At 65.9% G+C, this 20580-nt stretch carries 21 protein-coding genes; 15 read left to right on the top strand and 6 right to left on the bottom strand.

Annotated elements, in window-relative coordinates:
* Positions 1 to 75: 75 nt before the first annotated feature.
* The 3 genes from ACODS2_RS06285 to recR all read right to left on the bottom strand — a co-directional run bounded on the left by ACODS2_RS06285 (position 76) and on the right by recR (position 2889).
* Complete coding sequence (locus tag ACODS2_RS06285; protein WP_488998043.1) at positions 76 to 1617, bottom strand: DNA recombination protein RmuC; 1542 nt, start codon at positions 1615 to 1617, stop codon at positions 76 to 78.
* A gap of 69 nt (positions 1618 to 1686) precedes the next feature.
* Positions 1687 to 2253: a peptide deformylase gene (def, locus tag ACODS2_RS06280; protein WP_298172384.1), complete on the bottom strand. Its 567-nt coding sequence runs from the start codon at positions 2251 to 2253 to the stop codon at positions 1687 to 1689.
* Between the two features lie 39 nt (positions 2254 to 2292).
* Positions 2293 to 2889, bottom strand: coding sequence for a recombination mediator RecR (gene recR, locus ACODS2_RS06275; RefSeq protein WP_488998042.1), 597 nt, complete (start codon positions 2887 to 2889; stop codon positions 2293 to 2295).
* Positions 2890 to 2940: 51 nt separating this feature from the next.
* Between recR and fmt the strand changes: the two genes are divergently transcribed.
* The 3 genes from fmt (at position 2941) to ACODS2_RS06260 (ending at position 5782) form a co-directional block, all read left to right on the top strand.
* Entirely contained in the window at positions 2941 to 3846 is a 906-nt protein-coding gene (fmt, locus tag ACODS2_RS06270; RefSeq protein ID WP_488998041.1) for a methionyl-tRNA formyltransferase, read from the top strand.
* A gap of 4 nt (positions 3847 to 3850) precedes the next feature.
* On the top strand, positions 3851 to 4603 hold the full coding sequence (gene truA / locus ACODS2_RS06265; protein ID WP_488998040.1) for a tRNA pseudouridine(38-40) synthase TruA: 753 nt from the start codon (positions 3851 to 3853) through the stop codon (positions 4601 to 4603).
* Between the two features lie 66 nt (positions 4604 to 4669).
* Entirely contained in the window at positions 4670 to 5782 is a 1113-nt protein-coding gene (locus ACODS2_RS06260; protein WP_488998039.1) for an MDR/zinc-dependent alcohol dehydrogenase-like family protein, read from the top strand.
* A gap of 3 nt (positions 5783 to 5785) precedes the next feature.
* On the opposite strand, the gene ACODS2_RS06255 is transcribed toward ACODS2_RS06260, so the two are convergent.
* Positions 5786 to 6706 carry a hypothetical protein gene (locus ACODS2_RS06255; protein WP_488998038.1) on the bottom strand — a complete coding sequence of 307 codons (921 nt, stop codon included), beginning with the start codon at positions 6704 to 6706 and terminating at the stop codon, positions 5786 to 5788.
* A gap of 35 nt (positions 6707 to 6741) precedes the next feature.
* Complete coding sequence (locus ACODS2_RS06250) at positions 6742 to 7734, bottom strand: AAA family ATPase (RefSeq protein WP_298169804.1); 993 nt, start codon at positions 7732 to 7734, stop codon at positions 6742 to 6744.
* Between the two features lie 77 nt (positions 7735 to 7811).
* Here ACODS2_RS06250 and ACODS2_RS06245 point away from each other — a divergent pair, with 77 nt between their 5' ends.
* From ACODS2_RS06245 to ACODS2_RS06225, 5 genes are all read left to right on the top strand, one after another.
* On the top strand, positions 7812 to 8471 hold the full coding sequence (locus ACODS2_RS06245; protein ID WP_488998037.1) for a glutathione S-transferase family protein: 660 nt from the start codon (positions 7812 to 7814) through the stop codon (positions 8469 to 8471).
* Between the two features lie 111 nt (positions 8472 to 8582).
* Positions 8583 to 9377, top strand: coding sequence for a VOC family protein (locus tag ACODS2_RS06240; protein ID WP_488998036.1), 795 nt, complete (start codon positions 8583 to 8585; stop codon positions 9375 to 9377).
* Positions 9378 to 9380: 3 nt separating this feature from the next.
* Complete coding sequence (locus ACODS2_RS06235; RefSeq protein ID WP_488998035.1) at positions 9381 to 10007, top strand: glutathione S-transferase family protein; 627 nt, start codon at positions 9381 to 9383, stop codon at positions 10005 to 10007.
* A complete protein-coding gene (locus ACODS2_RS06230; protein ID WP_488998034.1) occupies positions 10004 to 10471 on the top strand; it encodes a VOC family protein in 468 nt (155 codons plus the stop codon). The genes ACODS2_RS06235 and ACODS2_RS06230 overlap by 4 nt, the downstream gene beginning before the upstream one ends.
* Positions 10468 to 11118, top strand: coding sequence for a glutathione S-transferase family protein (locus ACODS2_RS06225; protein ID WP_488998597.1), 651 nt, complete (start codon positions 10468 to 10470; stop codon positions 11116 to 11118). The genes ACODS2_RS06230 and ACODS2_RS06225 overlap by 4 nt, the downstream gene beginning before the upstream one ends.
* A gap of 9 nt (positions 11119 to 11127) precedes the next feature.
* Here the strand turns inward: ACODS2_RS06225 and ACODS2_RS06220 are convergent, their stop codons facing one another.
* Positions 11128 to 13014: a DUF885 domain-containing protein gene (locus ACODS2_RS06220; protein WP_488998033.1), complete on the bottom strand. Its 1887-nt coding sequence runs from the start codon at positions 13012 to 13014 to the stop codon at positions 11128 to 11130.
* Positions 13015 to 13164: 150 nt separating this feature from the next.
* Here ACODS2_RS06220 and ACODS2_RS06215 point away from each other — a divergent pair, with 150 nt between their 5' ends.
* From ACODS2_RS06215 to ACODS2_RS06185, 7 genes are all read left to right on the top strand, one after another.
* Positions 13165 to 14280: an acyltransferase family protein gene (locus ACODS2_RS06215; protein ID WP_488998032.1), complete on the top strand. Its 1116-nt coding sequence runs from the start codon at positions 13165 to 13167 to the stop codon at positions 14278 to 14280.
* Positions 14281 to 14539: 259 nt separating this feature from the next.
* Entirely contained in the window at positions 14540 to 15136 is a 597-nt protein-coding gene (locus ACODS2_RS06210) for a calcium-binding protein (RefSeq protein ID WP_488998031.1), read from the top strand.
* Between the two features lie 84 nt (positions 15137 to 15220).
* Positions 15221 to 16282 carry an acyltransferase family protein gene (locus tag ACODS2_RS06205; protein WP_488998030.1) on the top strand — a complete coding sequence of 354 codons (1062 nt, stop codon included), beginning with the start codon at positions 15221 to 15223 and terminating at the stop codon, positions 16280 to 16282.
* Positions 16283 to 16362: 80 nt separating this feature from the next.
* Positions 16363 to 16722 carry a hypothetical protein gene (locus tag ACODS2_RS06200; RefSeq protein ID WP_488998029.1) on the top strand — a complete coding sequence of 120 codons (360 nt, stop codon included), beginning with the start codon at positions 16363 to 16365 and terminating at the stop codon, positions 16720 to 16722.
* 22 nt (positions 16723 to 16744) lie between these two features.
* The gene (locus ACODS2_RS06195) at positions 16745 to 16945 is read left to right on the top strand and encodes a hypothetical protein (RefSeq protein WP_298169826.1); all 201 of its coding nucleotides are present in this window, start codon (positions 16745 to 16747) and stop codon (positions 16943 to 16945) included.
* A 112-nt stretch (positions 16946 to 17057) separates the two neighbouring features.
* Positions 17058 to 17894 (top strand): SDR family oxidoreductase, encoded by an 837-nt coding sequence (locus ACODS2_RS06190; protein ID WP_488998028.1) that lies wholly within the window; start codon positions 17058 to 17060, stop codon positions 17892 to 17894.
* A 136-nt stretch (positions 17895 to 18030) separates the two neighbouring features.
* Positions 18031 to 20361: a TonB-dependent receptor gene (locus tag ACODS2_RS06185; RefSeq protein WP_488998027.1), complete on the top strand. Its 2331-nt coding sequence runs from the start codon at positions 18031 to 18033 to the stop codon at positions 20359 to 20361.
* Positions 20362 to 20580: the final 219 nt, after the last annotated feature.

The following is a 20580-nucleotide window of genomic DNA, read 5'->3' as shown; positions in this document are numbered from 1 at the left end:
ATCCTTGCTGACCTGCGCCTTCGCGAAAGGGGTCGCACGAAGGCGCTGGCCCTGTCCAGAAGCACGCGGCGAACGCTACTCCGGCGCCTCTTCGCCTACTACGGCTGAACTGTCCTCAGGTTCCACCAGCGCCAGCTTTGCTGCCTCACCACTTTCGGCGTGTCGCGGCGCTGTCTCGATCAACGGCACATCTTCGATCTCGCGCTTGCCGATCTCGATATGTTTGTCGCGCAGGCGGCGCCCGGCGGAGAGCACGTTACGTTCAAAGCTGCCGACGAACTTGTTGTAGTGCCCTACCGCGCTGTCGAGGCCGGAGCCGACGCGCTTGAGGTGTTCCGCCGCCACCGCGAGCCGGTCGTAAAGCTCGCCGCCCATCTTGCCGATCTCGCGCGCTTCGCGTGCCAGGCCGTCCTGCCGCCAGACTTGCGCGATCGTGCGCGCGATGGCGACGAGGTTGGTGGGGGAGGCCAGCAGCACGCGGCGTTCGAAAGCGAAGTCCCACAGCCCCGGATCGCGTTCGAGCGCGGCGGCGATGAAGTGCTCGCCAGGCACGAACATCAGCACATAGTCCGGCGCCTCATCAAACTGGCTTTGATAGCTCTTGGCGCCCAGCGTCTGGATGTGATTGCGCATCGATTGGACATGCGCCGCCAGCGCCACGCCGCGCGCATCGTCGTCCGCCGCCTCGAAGGCGTCCTGATAGGCGTTGAGCGAGACCTTGGCGTCGATCACGAGGATCTTGTTGCCCGGCACCTTGACGATGGCATCGGGGCGCAGCCGCCCGTCCTCGGTATCGACCGAATGCTCGGTGACAAAATCGGTGTGTTCGGCCAGCCCGCATTGCTCAAGCACGTTGCGCAGCTGCAGTTCGCCCCAGCGCCCGCGCGTCTTGGGGCCGTTACGCAAGGAGTTGCCGAGCTGCAGCGCGGCGGTGCGCACGGCTTCCTGGCCCTGCCGCATGCCCTCGATCAGCCCCGTCAGCTGCCCGAAGGCATCGACGCGCTTGGCCTCAAGGTCCTGCACTTGCTGCTCGTATTTCTGCAGCCGCGCGCCGACCGGCTCCAGCACGGCTTGCAGCCGCGCTTCGCTGGTCTTCTCGCTTTCGGCAAAGCGCGCATTGGCGCGGGCGAGGAAGGCTTCCTGCGCGCGTTCGAGAACTTTGTGCCCGGCGTTCTCGAATTCCTTGCGCAAGGTCTCCTGCGCTTCGATCAGCAGGCGCTTCTGCTCGGCGAAGTTTTCTGCATCGGCCTTCATCCGCTCCAGTTCGGCGCGCAAGGCCTCCCGGTCGGCGCGCAGCGCGGCGAGTTCGGGGCGCATGCGGTCTGCCTCGGCAGCGCGTTCCTGCGCGGCGGCGAAACCGGCGGCGAGCGAATCGCGTTCCTCACGCACGGTGGTCACTTCGGCGGCCAGTGCATCGTGCTGCCCGGCCTTGACGCTGGCGGCGGCGAGTTCGGTGATCGCGCGGCGGAACTTCTCGTCAAGATCCTTCGCCTCGGCATCCCGGACGGCGAGGCGCGCCTGCAGTTCGCCAAGCGGCCGCGCGCCGAGGAACCAGCCCACGGCGAGGCCGGCAAGCAGCGCAATGATCAGAAAAACAAAGACAAGGGTGGTATCCACGCCGACTCCAATACAGGAACGAAGCGTGAACTTATCCTGACTCTACCGGCAGCGCAAGCGGGGTGGAGCTCACGCCGCGCGGCGCATCTTTTCCAGTTTGCGCAGCACCATCTGCCGCTTGAGGCGCGAGAGGTGGTCGATGAAAAGCACGCCTTCGAGGTGGTCCATCTCGTGCTGCAGGCAGGTGGCGAGGAGGTCGTCCATCTCTTCCTCGTGGACCGTGCCGTCGAGGTCTTGCCAGCGGGCGCGGATGCGCGCGGGGCGCTCCACTTCGGCGTACATTTCGGGCACCGAGAGGCAGCCTTCATTGTAGACGCGGCGTTCTTCGGAAGGATCGAGGATCTCCGGGTTGATGAAGACCCGAGGCTCGCGCTTCGTCGGCTGATGATGGTGGTGATGCCCGTCGTGCGCGCAGGGCACCGGCTCGGCATCCGGATCGTCGGGCTGCAGGTCGATCACCAGCACACGCAGCGGCACGCCGACCTGGACGGCGGCCAGCCCGATGCCGGGCGCGTGGTACATCGTCTCGAACATGTCGGCGACGAGCGTCTTCAGCTCCTCGTCGAACACGGTGACGGGCGCGGAGATCTGCTTGAGGCGCGGATCGGGGACTTCGAGGATTTCGCGGATAGCCATGAGGCGCAGATAAGCAACGCGCGCCCGACTCGCAAGGTGCTACCCGACCGGCCTTCGCGCCCGCAGCGCCTGCGCAAGGGTGCCTTCGTCGAGATAGTCCAGTTCGCCGCCCACCGGCAGGCCGTGCGCCAGTTGCGTGACGCGCAAAGGCAGGGTGTCGATCCGTTCGGCGATATAGTGGGCAGTGGCCTGACCCTCCAGCGTTGCGTTCATCGCGAGCACCACTTCATCGATCCCGCCTGCCTCAAGCCGCACTAGGAGTTGGCCGATCGAAAGATCCTCCGGCCCGACGCCATCCAGCGCGGAGAGTCGTCCGCCAAGGACATGGTAACGCCCGGTGAACAGCCGAGCGCGGTCGAGCGCCCACAGGTCGGCGACTTCCTCCACCACGCAGAGCGCGCGGGCATCGCGGCGCGGATCGGTGCAGATGCTGCAAGGGTTAGCCGTATCGACATTCCCGCACGTGCTGCATTCCACCAGCCGTGCGCGCACGCCTTCCAACGCCTCGGCCAGCTGGACAAGGCTCGTCTCGCGCCGCTTGATCAGCCACAGCACCGCGCGCCGCGCCGAACGCGGCCCAAGGCCGGGAAGCCGCGCCAGTGCGCTCGCCAGCGCCTCGATCTCTTGCGATGCCATGGGGGGAGAGATAGGGCCACGCCACGCAAACGAAAGGCCCTTTTGAGCGTTATGCGCATCGTCTTCATGGGAACCCCGGATTTCGCCGTCCCGACCTTGCATGCGCTGGTCGCGGCGGGGCATGAGGTGGTTGCCGCCTATAGCCAGCCGCCGCGTCCGGCGGGGCGGGGCAAGCAACTCCAGCTTTCGGCGGTGCACCGCGCGGCGGAGGCGCTGGGGATTCCAGTCTACACGCCGCTTTCGCTAAGGGGCGCAGACGAGCAGGCTGCGTTCGCGGCGCTGGAAGCCGATCTCGGCGTGGTCGCCGCCTATGGCCTGATCCTGCCGCAGGCGGTGCTCGATGCACCGCGGCTGGGGTGCCTTAATGTCCATGGCTCGCTGCTGCCGCGCTGGCGCGGGGCGGCGCCTGTGCAACGGGCGATTCTGGCGGGGGATGAGACTACCGGCGTGACGATCATGCAGATGGAGCGCGGGCTCGATACCGGGCCGATGCTGGCCACGGTCGAGACGCCGGTGGCGCGCAAGACGGCGGGTGAACTCTCCGCTGAACTGGCGGAGAAGGGTGCGGCGTTGATGGTTGCGGTGCTGGCCAATCTGCCCGCGCATCCCCCGGTGGTGCAGCCGGAGGAGGGCGTTACTTATGCGCACAAGATCGAGAAGGCGGAGAGCCGGCTCGATTTCACCCGCAGCGCAATCGAGGTGGAGCGGCAGGTGCGCGCCTTTGCGCCGGCGCCGGGGGCGTTTTTCGAGCTTGAGGGCGAGCGGTACCGCGTGCTGGGTGCTACGATCCAGCCGGGCAGTGGCGAGCCCGGAACCACGCTCGATGACGGACTCGCGATTGCCTGCGGCGAAGGTGTGCTGGTGCCGACGTTGATCCAGCGCGCGGGCAAGCCGGCGATGGAGACCGCCGCCCTGCTGCGCGGGCGGGCGATCCCGGCCGGCACACAGCTTGGGTGATTGCATGACCCGCTACGCCCTCACGCTCGAATACGATGGAAGACCCTACATGGGCTTCCAGCGGCAGGCGCATGGGCCTTCCGTGCAGCAGGCGTTCGAGGACGCGGCGGAAAGCGTAGTCGGCCATCCGGTCACGTTGCATTCCGCCGGGCGCACCGATGCAGGCGTGCATGCGCGGGGGATGCGCGCGCATTTCGATAGCGAGAAGCCCCTGCCGCCGTTCCGCATGGGCGAGGCGCTCAACGCGCGGCTGCGGCTGGCGGAACAGGCGGTGGCGGTGCTCGATTGCGTGGTAGTGCCGGACGATTGGCACGCGCGGTTTTCATGCATTGGGCGGTCCTACGATTACGTGATCGCCAATCGCCGCGCGCCGCTGGTGCTGGAAGCGTCGCGGGCGTGGCGCATCGCGCAGCCGCTGGACGCGGACGCCATGCACCACGCCGCGCAAGTGCTGGTGGGGCGGCACGATTTCACCACATTCCGTTCGGCGCAATGCCAGTCGGCGAGCCCGGTGAAGACGCTGCGCCACCTCTCCGTGCGGCGCGAAGGGGATCACGTTATCGTTGCGGCGGAGGCGCGCAGCTTCCTCCATCATCAGGTGCGCTCGATGGTCGGCTGCCTTGCCATGGTGGGCGAGGGGCGGTGGAGCGCCGCCGATCTGCGCGATGCGCTCGATGCTTGCGACCGGCAACGCCTCGGCCACAATGCGCCTCCCGATGGCCTCTATTTCATGCGCGCGCTTTACCCGGCCGATTGAGCCGTTAAGTTGCGGATTGAAACCCGCGCGGGACAGACCCGGCGCGGCCGCAATCAGGAGAGAACCATGGCATTTTCCGGCAAACAGCTCACCACCCGACTCGATGCGGACGGCACGCTGACCGTCCAGATCGTACCGAAGACGTGGGAGGCCCCCACCGGCAGCCAGGTCCTCGTGGCTGTCGAGGCGACGCCGATCAACCCTTCAGACCTCGGCTTGCTGTTCGCCTCTGCCGATACCGCGAATGCCGCCTACAGCCCCGGCAAGGTCGTGGCGAAGATGCCCGACAATGCCACCCGCGCGATGACCGCGCGCCACGGGCTCGACATGCCGGCGGGTAACGAGGCGGCGGGGATCGTCGTCGCCGCTGGTGACAGCCCTGCCGCGCAGGCGCTGATGGGCAAGCGCGTCGCCTGCGTGCCGGGCACCGCCTATGCCAGCTACGCCTATGCCGAGGCGGGCATGTGCCTTCCCGTCGATGACAGCGTGAGCGCCGCGCAGGCTGCTTCCAGCTTCGTCAATCCGATGACCGCGCTGGGCTTTGTCGAGACGATGCGGATGGAAGGCTTCACCGGCCTCGTCCACGCCGCCGCCGCGTCCAACCTCGGCCAGATGCTGGTGCGCATCTGTCAGGAAGACAACGTGCCGCTGGTCAACATCGTGCGCAGCGAAGAGCAGGTCGCGCTGCTCAAGGGCCTTGGCGCAACGCATGTACTCAACATGACCGAACCCGGCTTCCAGGCCGCGCTTGTCGATGCAATCCACGAAACCGGCGCGATGCTCGGCTTCGATCCGATCGGCGGCGGCACGCTCGCAGGGCAGATCCTCGCCGCGATGGAATCCTCCGCCAGCCGGGGCGCCGCGTTCAGCCGCTATGGCTCCTCGGTGGCCAAGAAAGTCTACATCTACGGCGCGCTCGATCTCGGGCCGACGATCCTCAATCGCGCCTTCGGCCTCACCTGGGATCTCGGCGGCTGGCTGCTGACGCCGTTCATGGCCAAGGCCGGCATGGACACAGTGGGCCGCATGCGCGCCCGCGTCGCGCGCGATCTCACCACCACCTTCGCCAGCCACTACAAGGCCGAAGTCAGCCTTGAAGGCATGCTGGAACCCGCCGCCGTCGCCGAGTACAACGCGCGGCGCACGGGCGAGAAGTATCTGGTGGTGCCGACTGCCTGAGGCTCAGTAGTAGATGTAAATCGTCTGCGGCGTCGGTTCGATCACGAACCCGTCGAGGCGGAAGTCCGTCAGAAGATCGACCGTTGCCGCTCGCGTCACCGGATCGATCTTCGTGACGGTGAGGCTCGCCGCGCCGAACAGGAACGTGGTCGGCAGCTTGGCAACCTTGATCGACTGCGCGATCGGCACGCGCGTGCGCCAGCCGAAGCGGCCCAGCTGGAACATGTGCAGCGCCGCGAACTGGAACTTCTCGCCCTTCACGCGCATGTTCAGCCAGAACTTGGGGCCAGTCAGCGCGCCGCCATCGAGGTATTCGACTTCGAGCACGGAATCGCCGTCGATCGGTGTCAGCGTCCGGGACACGTAGCGGACCGGCTCGATCGCGACGAGGTGGCGGTCCTCGGGCTTCTTCGTGCCGATGATGAAGGCGCTCTCGAAATCGCCGTTGGCGTCCTTGTCGACAAGGCAGACCTGCGTATCGCTGCGCAGCCGCGCGCCGAGCGAGAGAATGCCCGCGGTCGCCAGATTGGCGAGCCCCTTGGCCATGTTGTGGCGGCTGGCATCGCAGAAGGTGCGGGTGGTCTTGGGCAGATCGGCAAGATCGCCGCCGCGCAGGCCCACGGCGAGGCGGAGCACGGCATCCTGCGTGACCGCAAACTTCGCCCCGACCGCATCGAACGAGACCGGGGCGGCAAGGTCGGCGGTGCTGAACCAGGCCAGCTTGCCGGAGAACACGATGTCGTGCTCCTTCAGCGTGACGTCCTTCGCCAGCGGCATCGATTTGCCCGAGGCCTCGACGACATAGCCGGTGAGCGTCACGTCATAGGGCTGGTTGCCCCCGGCATGAGCGGGCGCCGACCAGAGCGCGAGGCCCGCCAGTATGAGCGCCGCGAAGCGCCGCGCGGTCTTCAAACCTGCAAACATCTGCTTCCCCCAAAGCAGCCGCTGGCAAGCGGCAATCAAACCTTGCCGACGACGCTTTCAGGCAGGTCCTTGCCGAACACGCGCTGGTAGTATTCGGCCACCAGCACCCGCTCGGTCTCGTCGCACTTGTTGAGGAACGAGAGGCGGAAGGCAAAGCCGGTATCGCCGAAGATGCCGGTGTTCTGCGCCCAGCTGATCACCGTGCGCGGGCTCATCACGGTCGAGATGTCACCGGCCATGAAGCCCTTGCGGGTGAGATCAGCGACGCGCACCATGTCCGCCGCCGTCTTGGCGTCGAGCCCGGGGACCTTCTTGGTCACCACGTCGATCTCCGTCGCGGCAGGCAGATAGTTCAGCGCGACGACGATGTTCCAGCGGTCCATCTGGCCCTGGTTGATCGCCTGCGTGCCGTGATAAAGCCCGCTCGTGTCACCCAGGCCCACCGTGTTCGCAGTGGCGAAAAGGCGGAAGTTGGGGTTCGGGCGGATCACGCGGTTCTGGTCGAGCAGCGTGAGCTTGCCCTCGGTTTCCAGCACGCGCTGGATCACGAACATCACGTCAGGCCGGCCCGCATCGTATTCGTCGAAGACCAGTGCGGTCGGCGTCTGCAGGGCCCAGGGCAGCAGGCCCTCGCGGAATTCAGTGACCTGAAGGCCATCGCGCAGCACGATCGCGTCGCGCCCCACGAGGTCGATGCGGCTGATATGCGCATCAAGGTTGATGCGGATGCACGGCCACTTGAGGCGGGCTGCCACCTGCTCGATGTGCGTCGATTTGCCGGTGCCGTGATAGCCCTGCACCATCACGCGGCGGTTGTGGGCAAAGCCCGCCAGGATCGCCAGCGTTGTATCCGGATCGAACACGTAGTTCGGATCGAGATCCGGCACCCGCTCGTCGGCCACCGAGAAGGCCGGGACTGTCATGTCGATGGGAATGCCGAAGGTCTCCCGCACGCTCAGCGTGATGTCGGGGGCGGCAAGGACGGTGGTGGCGCGGGTATCGGCCTGCAGGTTCGGAATATCGCTCATCGCCTCATCGCCTATACGGGGCTGCGAAAGGCTGCAATAAGCTTTGCGTGCTGACTCGACCGCGGGAGGCGGATGCTATGAAATTGTATGGGGCTCTACTCTCGCCCTTCGTGCGCAAGGTGGCGGTGGTTCTGGGCGAGAAGGGGCTGGACTACACCCCCGCGCGCGGGGGCCCAGGCGTCACGGACGCAGAGTTCCTCGCGGTCAGCCCCTTTGCGAAGATCCCGGCGATCGATGACAATGGCTTCACACTCGCCGATTCGTCGGCAATTGTTCATTATCTTGAGGCGAAACACCCCTCCCCGGCACTGATCCCCACCGATCCGCAGGCACTCGGCCTCGCGGTGTGGTTCGACGAGTTCGGCGATACCATCTTCGCCGCCTCGGGCCTCAAGATCCTGTTCAACCGCGTGGTCGGCCCGCGCTTCCTCGGCCTGCCTGTCAACGAGGCGCTTGCCCTTGAGGGCGAGGCCGAACTGCCGCGCATTTTCGATTACATCGAGAGCGTGACGCCGGACGAAGGCTGGCTGCTGGGTGAGGGCTTCACCATTGCAGACATCACCGTCGCCTCGATGCTCTGCACTCTGCGCTATGTCGGCCATGGCCCCAATGCGGCGACCTATCCGAAGACCGCCGCATGGCATGCCCGCGCGCTGGCGCGCCCTGCGTGGCAGGCTGTCGCGCAGAAGGAAGCGGCACTCATGCAGCGCATCCTGCCCGATCTCGTTCCCGCCTGATCGCAGGCGCCGGGCAACCGGAATGGAGAGGGTGTAGATAGGCACAGGCGTGCAGCGGCGAGGCGAGAGACCGCGCATGATCGAACAGTTGCTGTGGATCGGAGAACGGACATGAGCGTGCCCTGCAGCTTCATCTGGTACGAACTGATGACGCCCGATCTCGATGGGGCCAAGGCGTTCTACGATGCGGTCGTCGGCTGGCGGATCGATGGCCCGGGCGAGCAGCCGGGCGAGGATTTCTACCGCATGATCATGCGCAGTGATGGCGGCGCTACCGGCGGGGCGCTCCGCCTCTCGGAGGAGATGATCGCCGAGGGCGCGCATCCCACGTGGCTCGGTTATTTCCACGTCGATGATGTCGATGCCAAGGCCGCGGCGATCGTGGCCGAAGGCGGACGCGTGCTCATGCCCGCGCAGGACATTCCGCAGGGCCGGTTCGCCATGGTCACTGATCCGCAGGGCATGCCCTTCTACGTCATGCACCCGGTCCCGCCGCCCGATATGCCCGATGCGGTGAGCACCTGCTATGATCGGACCACACCGCAGCACGTCTCGTGGAACGAACTCGTCACGCCCGATCTCGCAGCGGCGAAGGACTTCTACGCGCGCCACTTCGGCTTCGAATTCCATCGCACGATGCCGATGGGTGAACTCGGGGACTATTGCTTCATCGACCAGAACGGCGTCGATATTGGTGCGGCCATGCAAGCGCCGCCTGGTTGGCCGCGCAGGGGCTGGACCTACTACATCCGCGTGGCCGATATCGATCAGGCCGTCACAGCGGTTGCCGCGCACGGCGGACAGGTGCTGAACGGGCCGCATCAGGTACCGGGCGGCGACTGGACCGTTGCCGGCACCGATCCCCAGGGCGCGCCCTTCGCGCTTGTCGGCCAACGAGAAAGCTGAGCCATGGCAGACTACACCTTCTTCACCGTCCCCATGTCGCGCGGCCAGATTGCCCGCTGGGCGCTCCACGAAGCGGGTGCAGAGTATGAGCATGTGCTGGTCGATTGGGCGGATCGCCCGGCCGAACTGGCCGCCGCCAATCCGATGAAAAAGGTGCCCACCTTGATCCACCACGCGCCGGAGGGCGACCGCGTGATCACCGAATGCGCGGGCATCTGCGCCTATCTGGCCGATATCCACGCGGAAGCCGATCTTTTCCCGCGCGAGGAGGAAAAGGCGGATTACTACCGCTGGATGTTCTTTGCGGCTGGTCCGCTCGAGCAGGCGGTGATCAGCCGCGCGATGGGTTGGAATGTGCCTGAAGGCAAAACGGGGATGGCCGGTTTCGGCACCTATGAGCTCACCATTGAAGTGATGGACGGGCTGCTTTCCAGCCGCGACTGGGTCTGCGGTCCGCGCTTCACGATGGCGGACGTCTATGTCGGCAGCCAGATCGACTGGGGCCTGAACTTCGGCTCGATCCCGCCGCTCCCCAGCTTTGCCGCCTATGCCGAACGCATCCGCACCCGCGCCGGCTACCAGTCCGCCAAGGCGATCGACCGGGAGCTGATCAAGGCGGCCAAGGGATGACCTCCGCGGTCCTGTTCCTGTGGTACGAAAGCGGGGCCGAGGATGCCGCCCAATTCTATGCCGCGACCTTCCCGAACAGCCGGGTTGGCGCGATACGCCGTGTGCCGGGCGAGGAAGGCAGCGTCCAGACCGTCGAGTTCAGTGTGCTCGGCATCGGTTGCGTGGGGTTTAACGGCGGACCCTATTTCAAACTCAACGAGGCCGTCTCGTTACAGGTCCCTACCGAAACGCAGGAAGAGACTGACCGCCTGTGGAATGCCATCATGGCGGCCGGCGGCAGCGAGGGCCGCTGCGGCTGGTGCAAGGACAAGTGGGGCCTCTCGTGGCAGATCACCCCGAACGCACTGGCGCGGGGCCTGTCAGACCCGGACCCGGCCGCGCGCGCCCGCGTGTTCGAGGCGATGATGACCATGGGCAAGATCGACATCGCCGCCATCGAGGCAGCACGAGCCGGGGAAAGCTGATGCTCGAACTCTATGGCCACCCCTTCTCATCCTACACCTGGAAAGCGCTGATCGCGCTCTACGCCAGCGAAACGCCGTTCGCCTTCCGCATGCTCGGCCCGGATGAGCCGGAAAACGGCGCCCGCGTGGCCGCCGCCAGTCCGCTCGGCAAGTTTCCGCTGCTGATCGATGGCGATGCCGAAGTGTTTGAGGCCACCTCGATCATCGAGCATCTCTGGCTCCACCATTCCGGCGCGGCGCACTTGCTTCCGGCCAATCCTGTCCGGGCGGCCCATGTGCGGATGATCGACAGGGTTTTCGACAACTACGTCATGGCGCCGATGCAGGCGGTCGTCGATGAACACCTGCCCGGCGGCGGGATGGATCAGGCGCGCATCGCCAAGGCGCGCGCCAATCTGGAGCGGACCTACATCTGGCTCGAGCGCTGGCTGGAGCACTACACACCGGGCGAGGCCATCAGCCTTATCGAATGCGCAGCGGCGCCGTCCCTGTTCTACGCCGATTGGGTTCTGCCGATCCCCGCATCATGCCCGCGCCTTGCGGCCTACCGCGCCTATCTGCTCGCGCTGCCGCCGGTGGCGCGCTGCGTGGAAGACGCGCGCCCCTACCGTCCCTTCTTTCCGCTCGGCGCGCCGGATCGGGATTGACGGCGCCCTTCAGCCGGCCTGCTTGCCCGCGATATACCGGTCGATATTGGCCGCCAGCACGTCGAGCGGCACGTTCCCGCCCTCGACCACCGCGTTGTCGTAATCGCGCAAGTCATAGGCCTTGCCAAGCGCCGCCATGGCACGCGCGCGCTGGCGCAGGATCTCGCTGCGCCCGATGAAATAGCCGCAGGCCTGCCCCGGCCAGCTGCAATAGCGCTCGACCTCGCTGGTCACCTCGTCGCGGCCCGAACCGTTTGAATTGGCGAACCAGTCGATCGCCTGCTCGCGGGTCCATTCGCGCGCGTGGAGGCCGGTATCGACCACCAGTCGGCAGGCGCGGAAGGCGATGGACTGGAGATAGCCCAGCTTGCCCACCGGATCGTCGTCATAGGCGCCAAGCTCGTCGCCCAGCGTTTCGGAATAAAGCGCCCAGCCTTCCGAATAGGCGTTGAAGGCCAGCATCGCGCGAATCGTCGGCAATTGGTTCGAATATTCGCCCTGCCAGACATGGCCGGGGATCGCCTCATGGTGGACCAGTGTCGGCAGGCTGTAAGTGCTGTGGAGCCGCGTGGTGCCGAGATTGATCCACATCTTGCCCGGGATCGAACCATCGATCGAGCCGGGACCGCCATAGGCACCGGGCGCGCCGGGTTCCTCTGCCGGGGGCAGGCGCCGCACCTCCAGATTGCCGCGCACCAGCCGGGAAAACGCGCGCGGCATCTGCGCGCGGATATAGGTCAGCCGCTTCTGGATAAACGCGATGATCTGCGCGCGGCCCTCGTCGTTGTCGGGGAACTGGAAGCGCGGGTCCTTGCCCAGCGCGGTCATCCGCTCGCCCACCGTGCCGCTGGTATAGCCGAGCTTGCGGAGGATCGGGTCCATCTGCCCCTGCAGTTCGGCCAGCGATTCGAGGCCCAGCTTGTGGATCTCGTCTGGCGTCATCCGCGTCGTGGTGCTGGCGCGCAGGGCCCAGGCATAGAACGCATCGCCGCCGGGGCGCTGGTGCATGCCCGTTGCCGGCACCGCGTTGCTGCGCTGTGCGATCAACTCGGCAAGCTGCCGCTCCAAAGTCGGGGCGACTTGCTTGGTGACGATCTCGCGCGCACGGCCCGCCCAATCGCCGGCGATCCCCTTCTCGCGCGTGCGCCGCTCGATCGATTCGACAAGGCCTCCGCCTGAACCCATCGCCGAAAGGCTCGCGCCCATCTGCCGGATCGCCTTTTCGATCAGGAACGAGGGCGCGATCACGCCTTGCGCCGCCGTGGCCCTCAGCCGCGCCGTCTCGCCAGCCAGCACCGCAGGGAACTGCGCCAGCCGCGCCAGATAGGCCTCGGCATCCGCCGCCGAGCCCACCGGATGGTCCGAATCGAGGAAACGCGGAACGTCGATGTAGGCACCCACGTTCTGGATCACGACGTAGGGCGTGTTGCGCCATCCGCCGACGGTGACGTCGCCATAAGGCAGGGCAAACCCGTCCAGCGCGGTGCGATAGGCGCTCTTCACCACCGCAAGGCTGGTGCGGGTGACGGGATCGAGGCCCGCGTCGGCAATCGCCTCGACCTTGGCGAGATCGGCGCGCACCAGCGCCGCGACAGCCGCCTGCCCCGCAGCCGAGCGGTCTTCCAGCGCGCCCCGCAAGGCAGCATGGGCCCCGGTATCGAGCCCCAGCGAGGTCGCGCTCTCCGGCTTCAGCGCCAGCATCCGCCACGCGGCATCATCCAGCAGTGCCGCAGCCGGCGAGGGCGCTCCTGCCGGTTGCACCTGCGCCGAAAGAGCCTGCGCAGGCAGCGCCAGCGCGGCAGCCCCTGCAGCGAGGCCCGCGATCGCCTCGCGGCGCGATAGGGCAGGGGAGAGAGCGGGCGAAAGGGCGGGGGCGGCAGAGGCTTGCTGTGTCATGCGGCGGACAGTGTCCCACCAGCCGCCCGCTGTCAAAGCCGCGTCGTGCACCATCGCGCGGCGGGGATTGGTTCGAAAATGGAGCAACCGGGCATGGACTTGCCGGCCCTTTCTCCCGCCTTTCAGCGCGAACGAAGGAGATCCCGGCCCATGGCTGGTCACGAACGCTATCGGCTGCTTGATGAACTGCGCGGGGTTGCCGCGCTGGCGGTGTTGGTCTTCCACATCGGCACGCGGGGCGGCGGCCCGCTGATCCTGCCCAACGGCTTCCTCGCGGTCGATTTCTTCTTCATGCTCAGCGGTTTCGTGATTGCCGAGGCGTACGAGGCGCGGCTTGCCAGCGGCATGTCGTTCAACGCCTTCGCCGCGCGCCGCCTTGTCCGCATGGCGCCGGTGGCCGTGCTCGGGGCACTAGCCGGCGGGGCCTATCTCGTCGCGCGCGCCTTTGCCGCACCTGCTCGTTCCGATCCGCTGGCCGAAGTTCTCGGCGCGAACCTGCTGAACCTCCTGCTCCTGCCCAAGCTTTGGCATGGCCGCGCGACGGGCTGGGAGATGTTCCCCGCCAACGGCCCGCTGTGGTCGCTGTTCTTCGAGATCGCGATCAACTTCGTCTGGGCTGCCTTCCTTGCCGGGCGCAGCACGAAGGTGCTCTGCAGCCTCGTCGCCGTGAGTGCGGGGCTGCTCGTCGTGCTGGGGCTGCGCTTCGGCACGCTCGATATCGGCTGGGAGGCCGTGTCGCTGGCTGGCGGCGCGGCGCGGGTGGGCTTCGGTTTCGGCAGCGGTCTGCTGCTGCACCGCGTGCGGCACAATCTCCCGCGCATGGGCCGCCCCAGCGCGATCATGGTGCTGGCAGCGCTGGTCTATTTCCTCGCGCTGCCATTGCCAGTGCTGGGCTGGCAGCTGCTCGTCGTGCTTGTGTGCATGCCGGCCGTGCTGATGGTCGCCGTCGCCGCCGGACAGGAACAAGTGCTGCCCGGAGGTGCGCTGCTCGGGCGGCTTTCCTATCCGGTCTACGGCATACATGTGCCGGTGCTCGCGCTTGCCGCCGGCGTACTGAAATATGCTGGGGGAGGCGCAGGCGGGAACTGGGCAGCGCTTCTGCTCGCGCCTTTGTTGCTGCTGGCGGCTTGGGCCGTGCTCGTCTGGTTCGATGAACCGGCCCGCGCCTGGCTTGCGCGGCATGTTCTAGTCGGCGCTGATTCGCCTGCAGGCACCGCGCGGCCGCGCCGCACCGGTTTTCTCCGCCGCTTTCGTGCGGCGACATAGCGTGAGCGCCGCCAACTGCTTCGGAACTGAACCTGTTTCCACGCGGCGAGGCCACCACGCACCGCTATGCACGAGGTTAGAGGCGTTCGCTGCGCCGGCCGTCTGCCTCGATCAAGGCCAATACCGACTGGGTTACCACGTATAGATAAGTATTTGTCAAACGTGCTATCCTTAATATGGAATTAATAATTGCAATTGTCGGACGTTAATTCCGGATGAGAGCGTCAAGTACGCGGTCATAGAAGTATTGGAGATTAAAATGGCGACGATCAACGGAACAAAGGGCAATGAAATCATCACGGGCACGGCAAGTGCCGACACGATCACCGGCGGGGGTGGCAGGGATGTGCTGTTTGGCGGCGGCGGAAACGACATGCTTTACGGCGGTGGCGGCAAGGACTGGCTCTATGGCGGCGATGGTAACGACGTTCTGAAGGGCGGCGGGGGCCAGGATTCGCTTACCGGTGGCGCCGGCGCGGATCAGTTCGTGTTCCGCTCGGGCGAAGGCTTCGCGCCCATGAGCTTCAGCGGCGGCCGCGGTGTCACCGAGGTCTGGCAGTGGGTCATGGTCACCGACCTCACCTTCGCGGACGGTGACAATGTGCGCATCACCGGCTTCGACGATATCTTCGGCACGCTCGGCATGTCGCGCAAGGGCACCGGTTCCTACTTCATCGACGGTCAGGAAGACATCAACGCGATGGCCCGGTTCCTCACTGCGAACCCGACCAAGGGCAGCTTTTACGAGATCAAGGGCGGGCCCTTCGATGGCACCACGTTCCTGCTCAACGATTCCTTCGGTCACACGCAGGCGATCACGCTCAGCAACATCCATCCGGATCCCATCGTGATCTGAACCCGAAGGCTGCGGCACGGCGCACCCTTGCGCGTCGTGCCGCGGCAGGTGCCGATGGCCGCTTGTCCCGCAGGAGAATGCACGATGCGGTTCCACACTCTCGATGGCATGCGCGGTATCGCGGCCCTCGTCGTGCTTGTGTTCCACATCGTCCAGCAGCGCACGCTGGCCGCGCTGCCCTTCGCCGGGCTTGCGGTCGATTTCTTCTATGTGCTGAGCGGCTTCGTCGTTGCCCATTCCTATGAGGCGCGGCTGGCGGGCGGCGCGCTATCGCTGCGCGCGTTTGCGCGGCTTCGCTTCATCCGGCTCTATCCGCTGGCGTTCCTTGGCATTCTGCTGGGCACGATGCTGGCGGCGCTCGCGGCCGCGGTGAAGGGTTCGGTCAGCCCGGCTGATGTGGCGACTGCGGCGCTCTTTGCCTTCCTCCTGCTGCCGTCCTTCGTGTTTCCACAGTGGCCCACGGCTTATCCTTTCAATCCGGCGGCGTGGTCGCTCACGTTCGAAGCGCTCGCCAACGTGCTCTTTGCGTGCATCGCGCGCTGGCTCAGCAACGCGGTGTTGATCGCGATCCTACTGGCAGGCGGCGCGGCACTGGCGTGGCTCGCCTATGCCAATGCTGGGATCAGCGGCGGGCACGAACAGGCAACCGTACTCCTCGGCGTGCCCCGCGTGATCTTTCCGTTCTTCGCCGGTGTCCTCCTGCGCCGCCTGCCTGCCGCCCCTGGCAGCGGCGTGCTGGCGGGGGGAGGCCTGATGCTTGTCCTGCTTGCCGTGCTGCTGGCGCCGTTCGGCTGGGGTGCGGGGAGTTCGCTTGCCTGTGTCGTCATGCTGTTTCCGCTGCTGGTGTGGCTGGGCATCGCCAACCGGCCTGGCCCCAGGCTTGAACGCGCCTTTGCCGTGATCGGGGCCTTGTCCTATCCGCTCTACATCACGCAGGCCGCTGTGCTGCGGCTCGGGCTCGAAGTAGTGCGCCGCTACCCGCTTTCGCCCGCCCAGTTCGCGTTGTTCGCCGTGGCAGAGGCGGCCTGCGCCCTCGCGCTTGCCTGGTTCGCGATGCGCTGGTTCGATGCGCCGGTGCAGCAGATCCTCCGCCGACGCGATCAGCCGCGCACGGCGCCCACGGGCACGCGCGGCGCTTTCGCCTGATTGCGGCGGGCCATATTGGTGATGGCTTCCGGATCATCATCGGCTAGATTGCGCGCCTCATCCTTCAGGGAGTTCGGCGCATGAGCATTTTCGATCAGATCCTCGGCCAGATCAGCAGCAATGTCGATGTGAAGAACCTTGCCGCCAAGGTCGGCATCGATCCCTCGATGATGGAATCTGCGATTGCCGGGCTCGCCGCTGGCCACGCCGCGCCGACCGATACGGTCGAAACCGCTGCGGCCAACACCGGGATCGATGCCGGCGTGCTGCAGCAGATCGTCGGCCACATCGGCGGCGAGGGCTCGCTCGCCAGCTTCGCGACTATGCTCGCCCAGCACCCCGATGCGGCCAACATGATCGGCGGACTGCTCGGCGGGAAGGAAGGCGAAAACCCGCTCGGCAATCTTGGTGGCCTGGCCTCGGGCCTGTTCAAGTCCTGACAGCCGGCGCTTTCGCACCTCGATGACTGACGCGGCACTATCGCTCGCCATGCTCACCGCGCTCGCACTCCTCGCGGGCGCGGTGTTCCTCTGGCGCAAGGGCGAGCGCCAGCGCCCGGCGCTCATGGCGATCCTGGCAGCCGTGATGATCACCAATGTCGTGATCTGGTCACTGCCGACAACCGGCGGCCAGACGCTCACGGCAGCGGCTGCGCAGCCCTGATGCCGGTGACGAAATGCTGCGCCTGAAGGAACGGGGGTGGATTCCCGCTGCCGCCGCCGTAAATCTCTCCGACTAACCCGGTGCCACAGGCACCCAGACCTTCGGAGAGACCATGACCAACCACATCGCGGGCAAATCCATCGTTATCACCGGTGCGGGGGGCGGTTTTGGCCGGCTTGTCGCGCTCAAGGCCGCCGCGCTCGGCGCCAAGGTGGCTTGCGGCGATATCGATCTTGCCGCTGCCGAGGCTACTGCGGACGCGGTCATCAGCGCTGGCGGTGCGGCCATCGCGGTCGAAACCGACGTGCGCGATCTTGGTGCAGTCAAGGCGCTCATCGCCCGCGCTGCCGAAGCCCACGGCGGGATCGACGTGATGATCAACAACGCCGGCATCATGCCGCTCGCGTTCTTTTCCGATCACGAGGCGGCCTATCCCGCGTGGGAGCGCTGCATCGATATCAACATCAAGGGCGTGCTCAACGGCATGGTCGCCGCCTACGATCCGATGATCGCCGCCGGGCGCGGGCATATCGTCAATCTCTCCTCGATCTACGGCAACTTCCCGGTGATCGGCGCGGCGGTCTATGGCGCGTCCAAGTCTGCGGTGAACTTCCTTTCGGAATCGCTGCGTGTCGAAAGCCGGGGCAAGATCAAAGTCACCACGATCAAGCCCACCGGCGTGCCCACCACGGGCCTTTCCGGCACCGTGATCAACCCCGCCGCCGGGGTTGGCATTGTGGCGCACAACATGCCTGATTTCATGGAGATGGTCGGCCAGATGGGCGCCGGAACCTTCCCCGCAGAGCGCCTCAGCCCCGATTCGATCGACTACGCCAGCCTCGCGCCCGATCACATCGCCGATGCGATCATCCACGCGATCAACCAGCCGTGGGGCGTCTCGATTTCCGAGGTCACCGTCCGCGCTTCGGGGGATCATTTCGTCCTCTGAGGACGCCGCCGCACTGCGCGGTTTCCCCTAACCAAATCCGCAGTGGCCCAAAGGTCCGATCCGGTTCAGCCTCTCCCCATCGGCGTTTGGCCTTGTTGCCTTTCGCCGAAACAAAAGAAAAATGGGGAGAGGCAGCATGAAGCAATTGGCCCGCGCCAATAGGGCGCGCTTTTTCAAGCTCTTGATGATCGGTGGTGCGCTGGTGCCCGCCGCCGCCATGGCACAGTCCCAGCCAGCCGATGCGCAAGGCGCCAGTGAAGGTCAGACTGACACCAGCGGGATCGACAACATCGTGGTCACCGCGCGCTTCCGCAATGAAAAGCTGCAGGACACGCCGCTCTCCGTCAGTGCGCTCAATGCGAACATCATCCAGAACTCGGTGCTGCTCGATGTGCAGAACATCCAGAAGTTCCTGCCCAACGTGCAGCTTGCGCGCGTATCTTTCGCGGGCAATGCGCTCGCCGCCTCGATCCGCGGCGTGAGCTTTGCGGACCTTGAAAAGACCTTCGATCCGGCCATCGGCATCTCGATCGACGGCGTATTCCTCGGCACCAACACCGGCGCGAATGTCGACTTCTTCGATCTGGAATCGGTCGAAGTGCTGCGCGGACCGCAGGGGACGCTCTATGGCCGCAATACAATCGGCGGCACGATCTCCATGCGCCGCACCAAGCCCACCGGCGAACTCGGCGCGACCCTCCATGGCCGCTACGGCAGCTATGGCACGTATGATCTCGATGCTGTGGTCAACCTGCCCAAGATCGGCGATGTCGCCTCGATCAAGCTGTTCGGCCTCTTGCGGAAAAGCGACAGCTTCACCCGCAACCGCTACACCGGCGAGCGCGAGAAGGGCCGTGATTTCTGGAACATCGGCGGCTCGATGCTGCTGGATCTGGGGCCTGATACCACCGCGCTGCTCTCGGTCGATTACCAGAAGGACCGCTCAGGCTACCCGTCCACGGTCAACCTCACGCAGGCCAGCGGCCTCCCCTTCGGTGCGGGCGGCAATATCTGCGATTTCACGCTCGCCATCGGCCTCGGCGATCTCGGCTGCGCCTCGCAGGGCTACCTGAAGCAGGCCAAGGAGAACTACACGCTGGCCAACACCTCGCTGCCGTTCCGCAGCTTTATCGACGGGGTGAACGGCAGCCTTGAAATCAACACCAAGCTCGGCGGCTTCAAGCTCACCGCGATCACCGGCTACCGCAATACCAACGACTCGCTGCTCGAGGAAAACACCGGCGCACCGCCGATCCCGGTTGCACCCGGCGTTGCGTTGCCGCTGTTCGTTGCCGCGCGCGATCAGTCCTACAAGCAGTTCAGTCAGGAAGTGCGCATCAGCGGCAACCTGACCGACCGGATCGATATCGTCGCCGGTGCCTACTACCTGCACACCAACTATTTCATCAAACCCTACCCCTACAACGGCGCGCGCGCCGCGCAGGCCTATATCCTCAACGGCCCGGTGCAGAACTTCACCGCGGGGCAAAGGCTCGATTCCTTCGCGGTCTTCGCCGAATCGATCATCAAGCTGGGCAGCAACGTCCGCCTCACTGTCGGCGGGCGCTACACGTGGGAAACCAAGGACTTCAACATCGACTTCACCGTGCCCGGCGCGTTTTCGGCCAAGGCGAAGAAGACCTTCAGCGATCCCACCGGCCGCGTGATCCTCGATTGGAAGCCGAACCCCGACACGATGCTCTATGCCAGCTGGTCGCGCGGGTTCCGTTCGGGCGGCTTCAACGGCCGCGCCACTTCGGCCACTTCGATCGGGCCCTACAACCCCGAAAAGGTCGACAGCTACGAAGCCGGCGTGAAGAGCGAATTCTTCGGCGGCAAGCTGCGGCTCAATCCCACCGCGTTCTGGGTGAACTACAACAACAAGCAGGAAGACATCATCCGCGCGGCGGGCGCCGGCACTGAAACCATCGTCGAGAACGCGGCCTCGGCGCGGATCTGGGGCCTCGAGCTTGAAATGCAGGCCCGCCCCACGCCCGACCTCACCCTGCGTGCCTCGGGCGGCTACCTCAACGGCAGGTACAAGACGTTCCTCATCCCCAACCTTGCCAACCCCGGCACATTCATCGACGTCTCGAGCCAGCGCAACTTCCGCCGCGCGCCCAAGGTCTCGTTCAACGCCGGCGTCGATTACGGGATGCAGGTCAGCTCGGCCGACCGCGTGACCTTCACGCTCGACTACGCCTTCATCGACGACCTCACCGCCTCGCCGCTCGCCGATACCACCGGCGCCCGGCGCGACGTGATCCCGGCCTACGGCACGCTCGATGCCTCGATCGCGCTCCTCCACGAAGGCAGCGCGATCAAGAACCTGCGCGTCTCCGCCTATGCCCGCGACCTGCTCAACAAGGGCGGCCGCCTTGCCAACGTACTCGACGCCGGCCTGTTCTACTTCGGCGTTGTCGCGCCGCGCCAGCAGTTCGGCATCGAAGCAACGGTGAAGTTCTGATCTGACCCCGTAAAGCCCTCTCCCCCGCTCATCCTGAGCGAGTCGAAGGACAGGGGAGAGGTCTTCTCGGCTCGGAGCGAGGCCAGAAGAAGAGCCTCCGGCGGGCAAGGGCCACAGCCCGTGCACCCCCGAATTTGGCGCCTTGAAGGTGGCACACCCCGCCGCGCGTTGTTGCAGACCCGACCGACAATGACAAAGAGCAAGGCCCGGGGGCTTGGG

The organism is Novosphingobium sp. FG137 (assembly GCF_057809735.1).
This window is presented reverse-complemented; position numbering and strand designations above follow the sequence as displayed.

Coding starts and splice junctions, on each gene's coding strand:
- ACODS2_RS06215 (WP_488998032.1), top strand. CDS start 13,165: ATGGCTGGTCACGAACGCTATCGGCTGCTTGATGAACTGCGCGGGGTT.
- ACODS2_RS06240 (WP_488998036.1), top strand. CDS start 8,583: ATGAGCGTGCCCTGCAGCTTCATCTGGTACGAACTGATGACGCCCGAT.
- ACODS2_RS06245 (WP_488998037.1), top strand. CDS start 7,812: ATGAAATTGTATGGGGCTCTACTCTCGCCCTTCGTGCGCAAGGTGGCG.
- def (WP_298172384.1), bottom strand. CDS start 2,253: ATGGCTATCCGCGAAATCCTCGAAGTCCCCGATCCGCGCCTCAAGCAG.
- ACODS2_RS06260 (WP_488998039.1), top strand. CDS start 4,670: ATGGCATTTTCCGGCAAACAGCTCACCACCCGACTCGATGCGGACGGC.
- ACODS2_RS06195 (WP_298169826.1), top strand. CDS start 16,745: ATGACTGACGCGGCACTATCGCTCGCCATGCTCACCGCGCTCGCACTC.
- truA (WP_488998040.1), top strand. CDS start 3,851: ATGACCCGCTACGCCCTCACGCTCGAATACGATGGAAGACCCTACATG.
- ACODS2_RS06235 (WP_488998035.1), top strand. CDS start 9,381: ATGGCAGACTACACCTTCTTCACCGTCCCCATGTCGCGCGGCCAGATT.
- ACODS2_RS06250 (WP_298169804.1), bottom strand. CDS start 7,734: ATGAGCGATATTCCGAACCTGCAGGCCGATACCCGCGCCACCACCGTC.
- fmt (WP_488998041.1), top strand. CDS start 2,941: ATGCGCATCGTCTTCATGGGAACCCCGGATTTCGCCGTCCCGACCTTG.
- ACODS2_RS06200 (WP_488998029.1), top strand. CDS start 16,363: ATGAGCATTTTCGATCAGATCCTCGGCCAGATCAGCAGCAATGTCGAT.
- recR (WP_488998042.1), bottom strand. CDS start 2,889: ATGGCATCGCAAGAGATCGAGGCGCTGGCGAGCGCACTGGCGCGGCTT.
- ACODS2_RS06190 (WP_488998028.1), top strand. CDS start 17,058: ATGACCAACCACATCGCGGGCAAATCCATCGTTATCACCGGTGCGGGG.
- ACODS2_RS06205 (WP_488998030.1), top strand. CDS start 15,221: ATGCGGTTCCACACTCTCGATGGCATGCGCGGTATCGCGGCCCTCGTC.
- ACODS2_RS06185 (WP_488998027.1), top strand. CDS start 18,031: ATGAAGCAATTGGCCCGCGCCAATAGGGCGCGCTTTTTCAAGCTCTTG.
- ACODS2_RS06210 (WP_488998031.1), top strand. CDS start 14,540: ATGGCGACGATCAACGGAACAAAGGGCAATGAAATCATCACGGGCACG.
- ACODS2_RS06255 (WP_488998038.1), bottom strand. CDS start 6,706: ATGTTTGCAGGTTTGAAGACCGCGCGGCGCTTCGCGGCGCTCATACTG.
- ACODS2_RS06230 (WP_488998034.1), top strand. CDS start 10,004: ATGACCTCCGCGGTCCTGTTCCTGTGGTACGAAAGCGGGGCCGAGGAT.
- ACODS2_RS06220 (WP_488998033.1), bottom strand. CDS start 13,014: ATGACACAGCAAGCCTCTGCCGCCCCCGCCCTTTCGCCCGCTCTCTCC.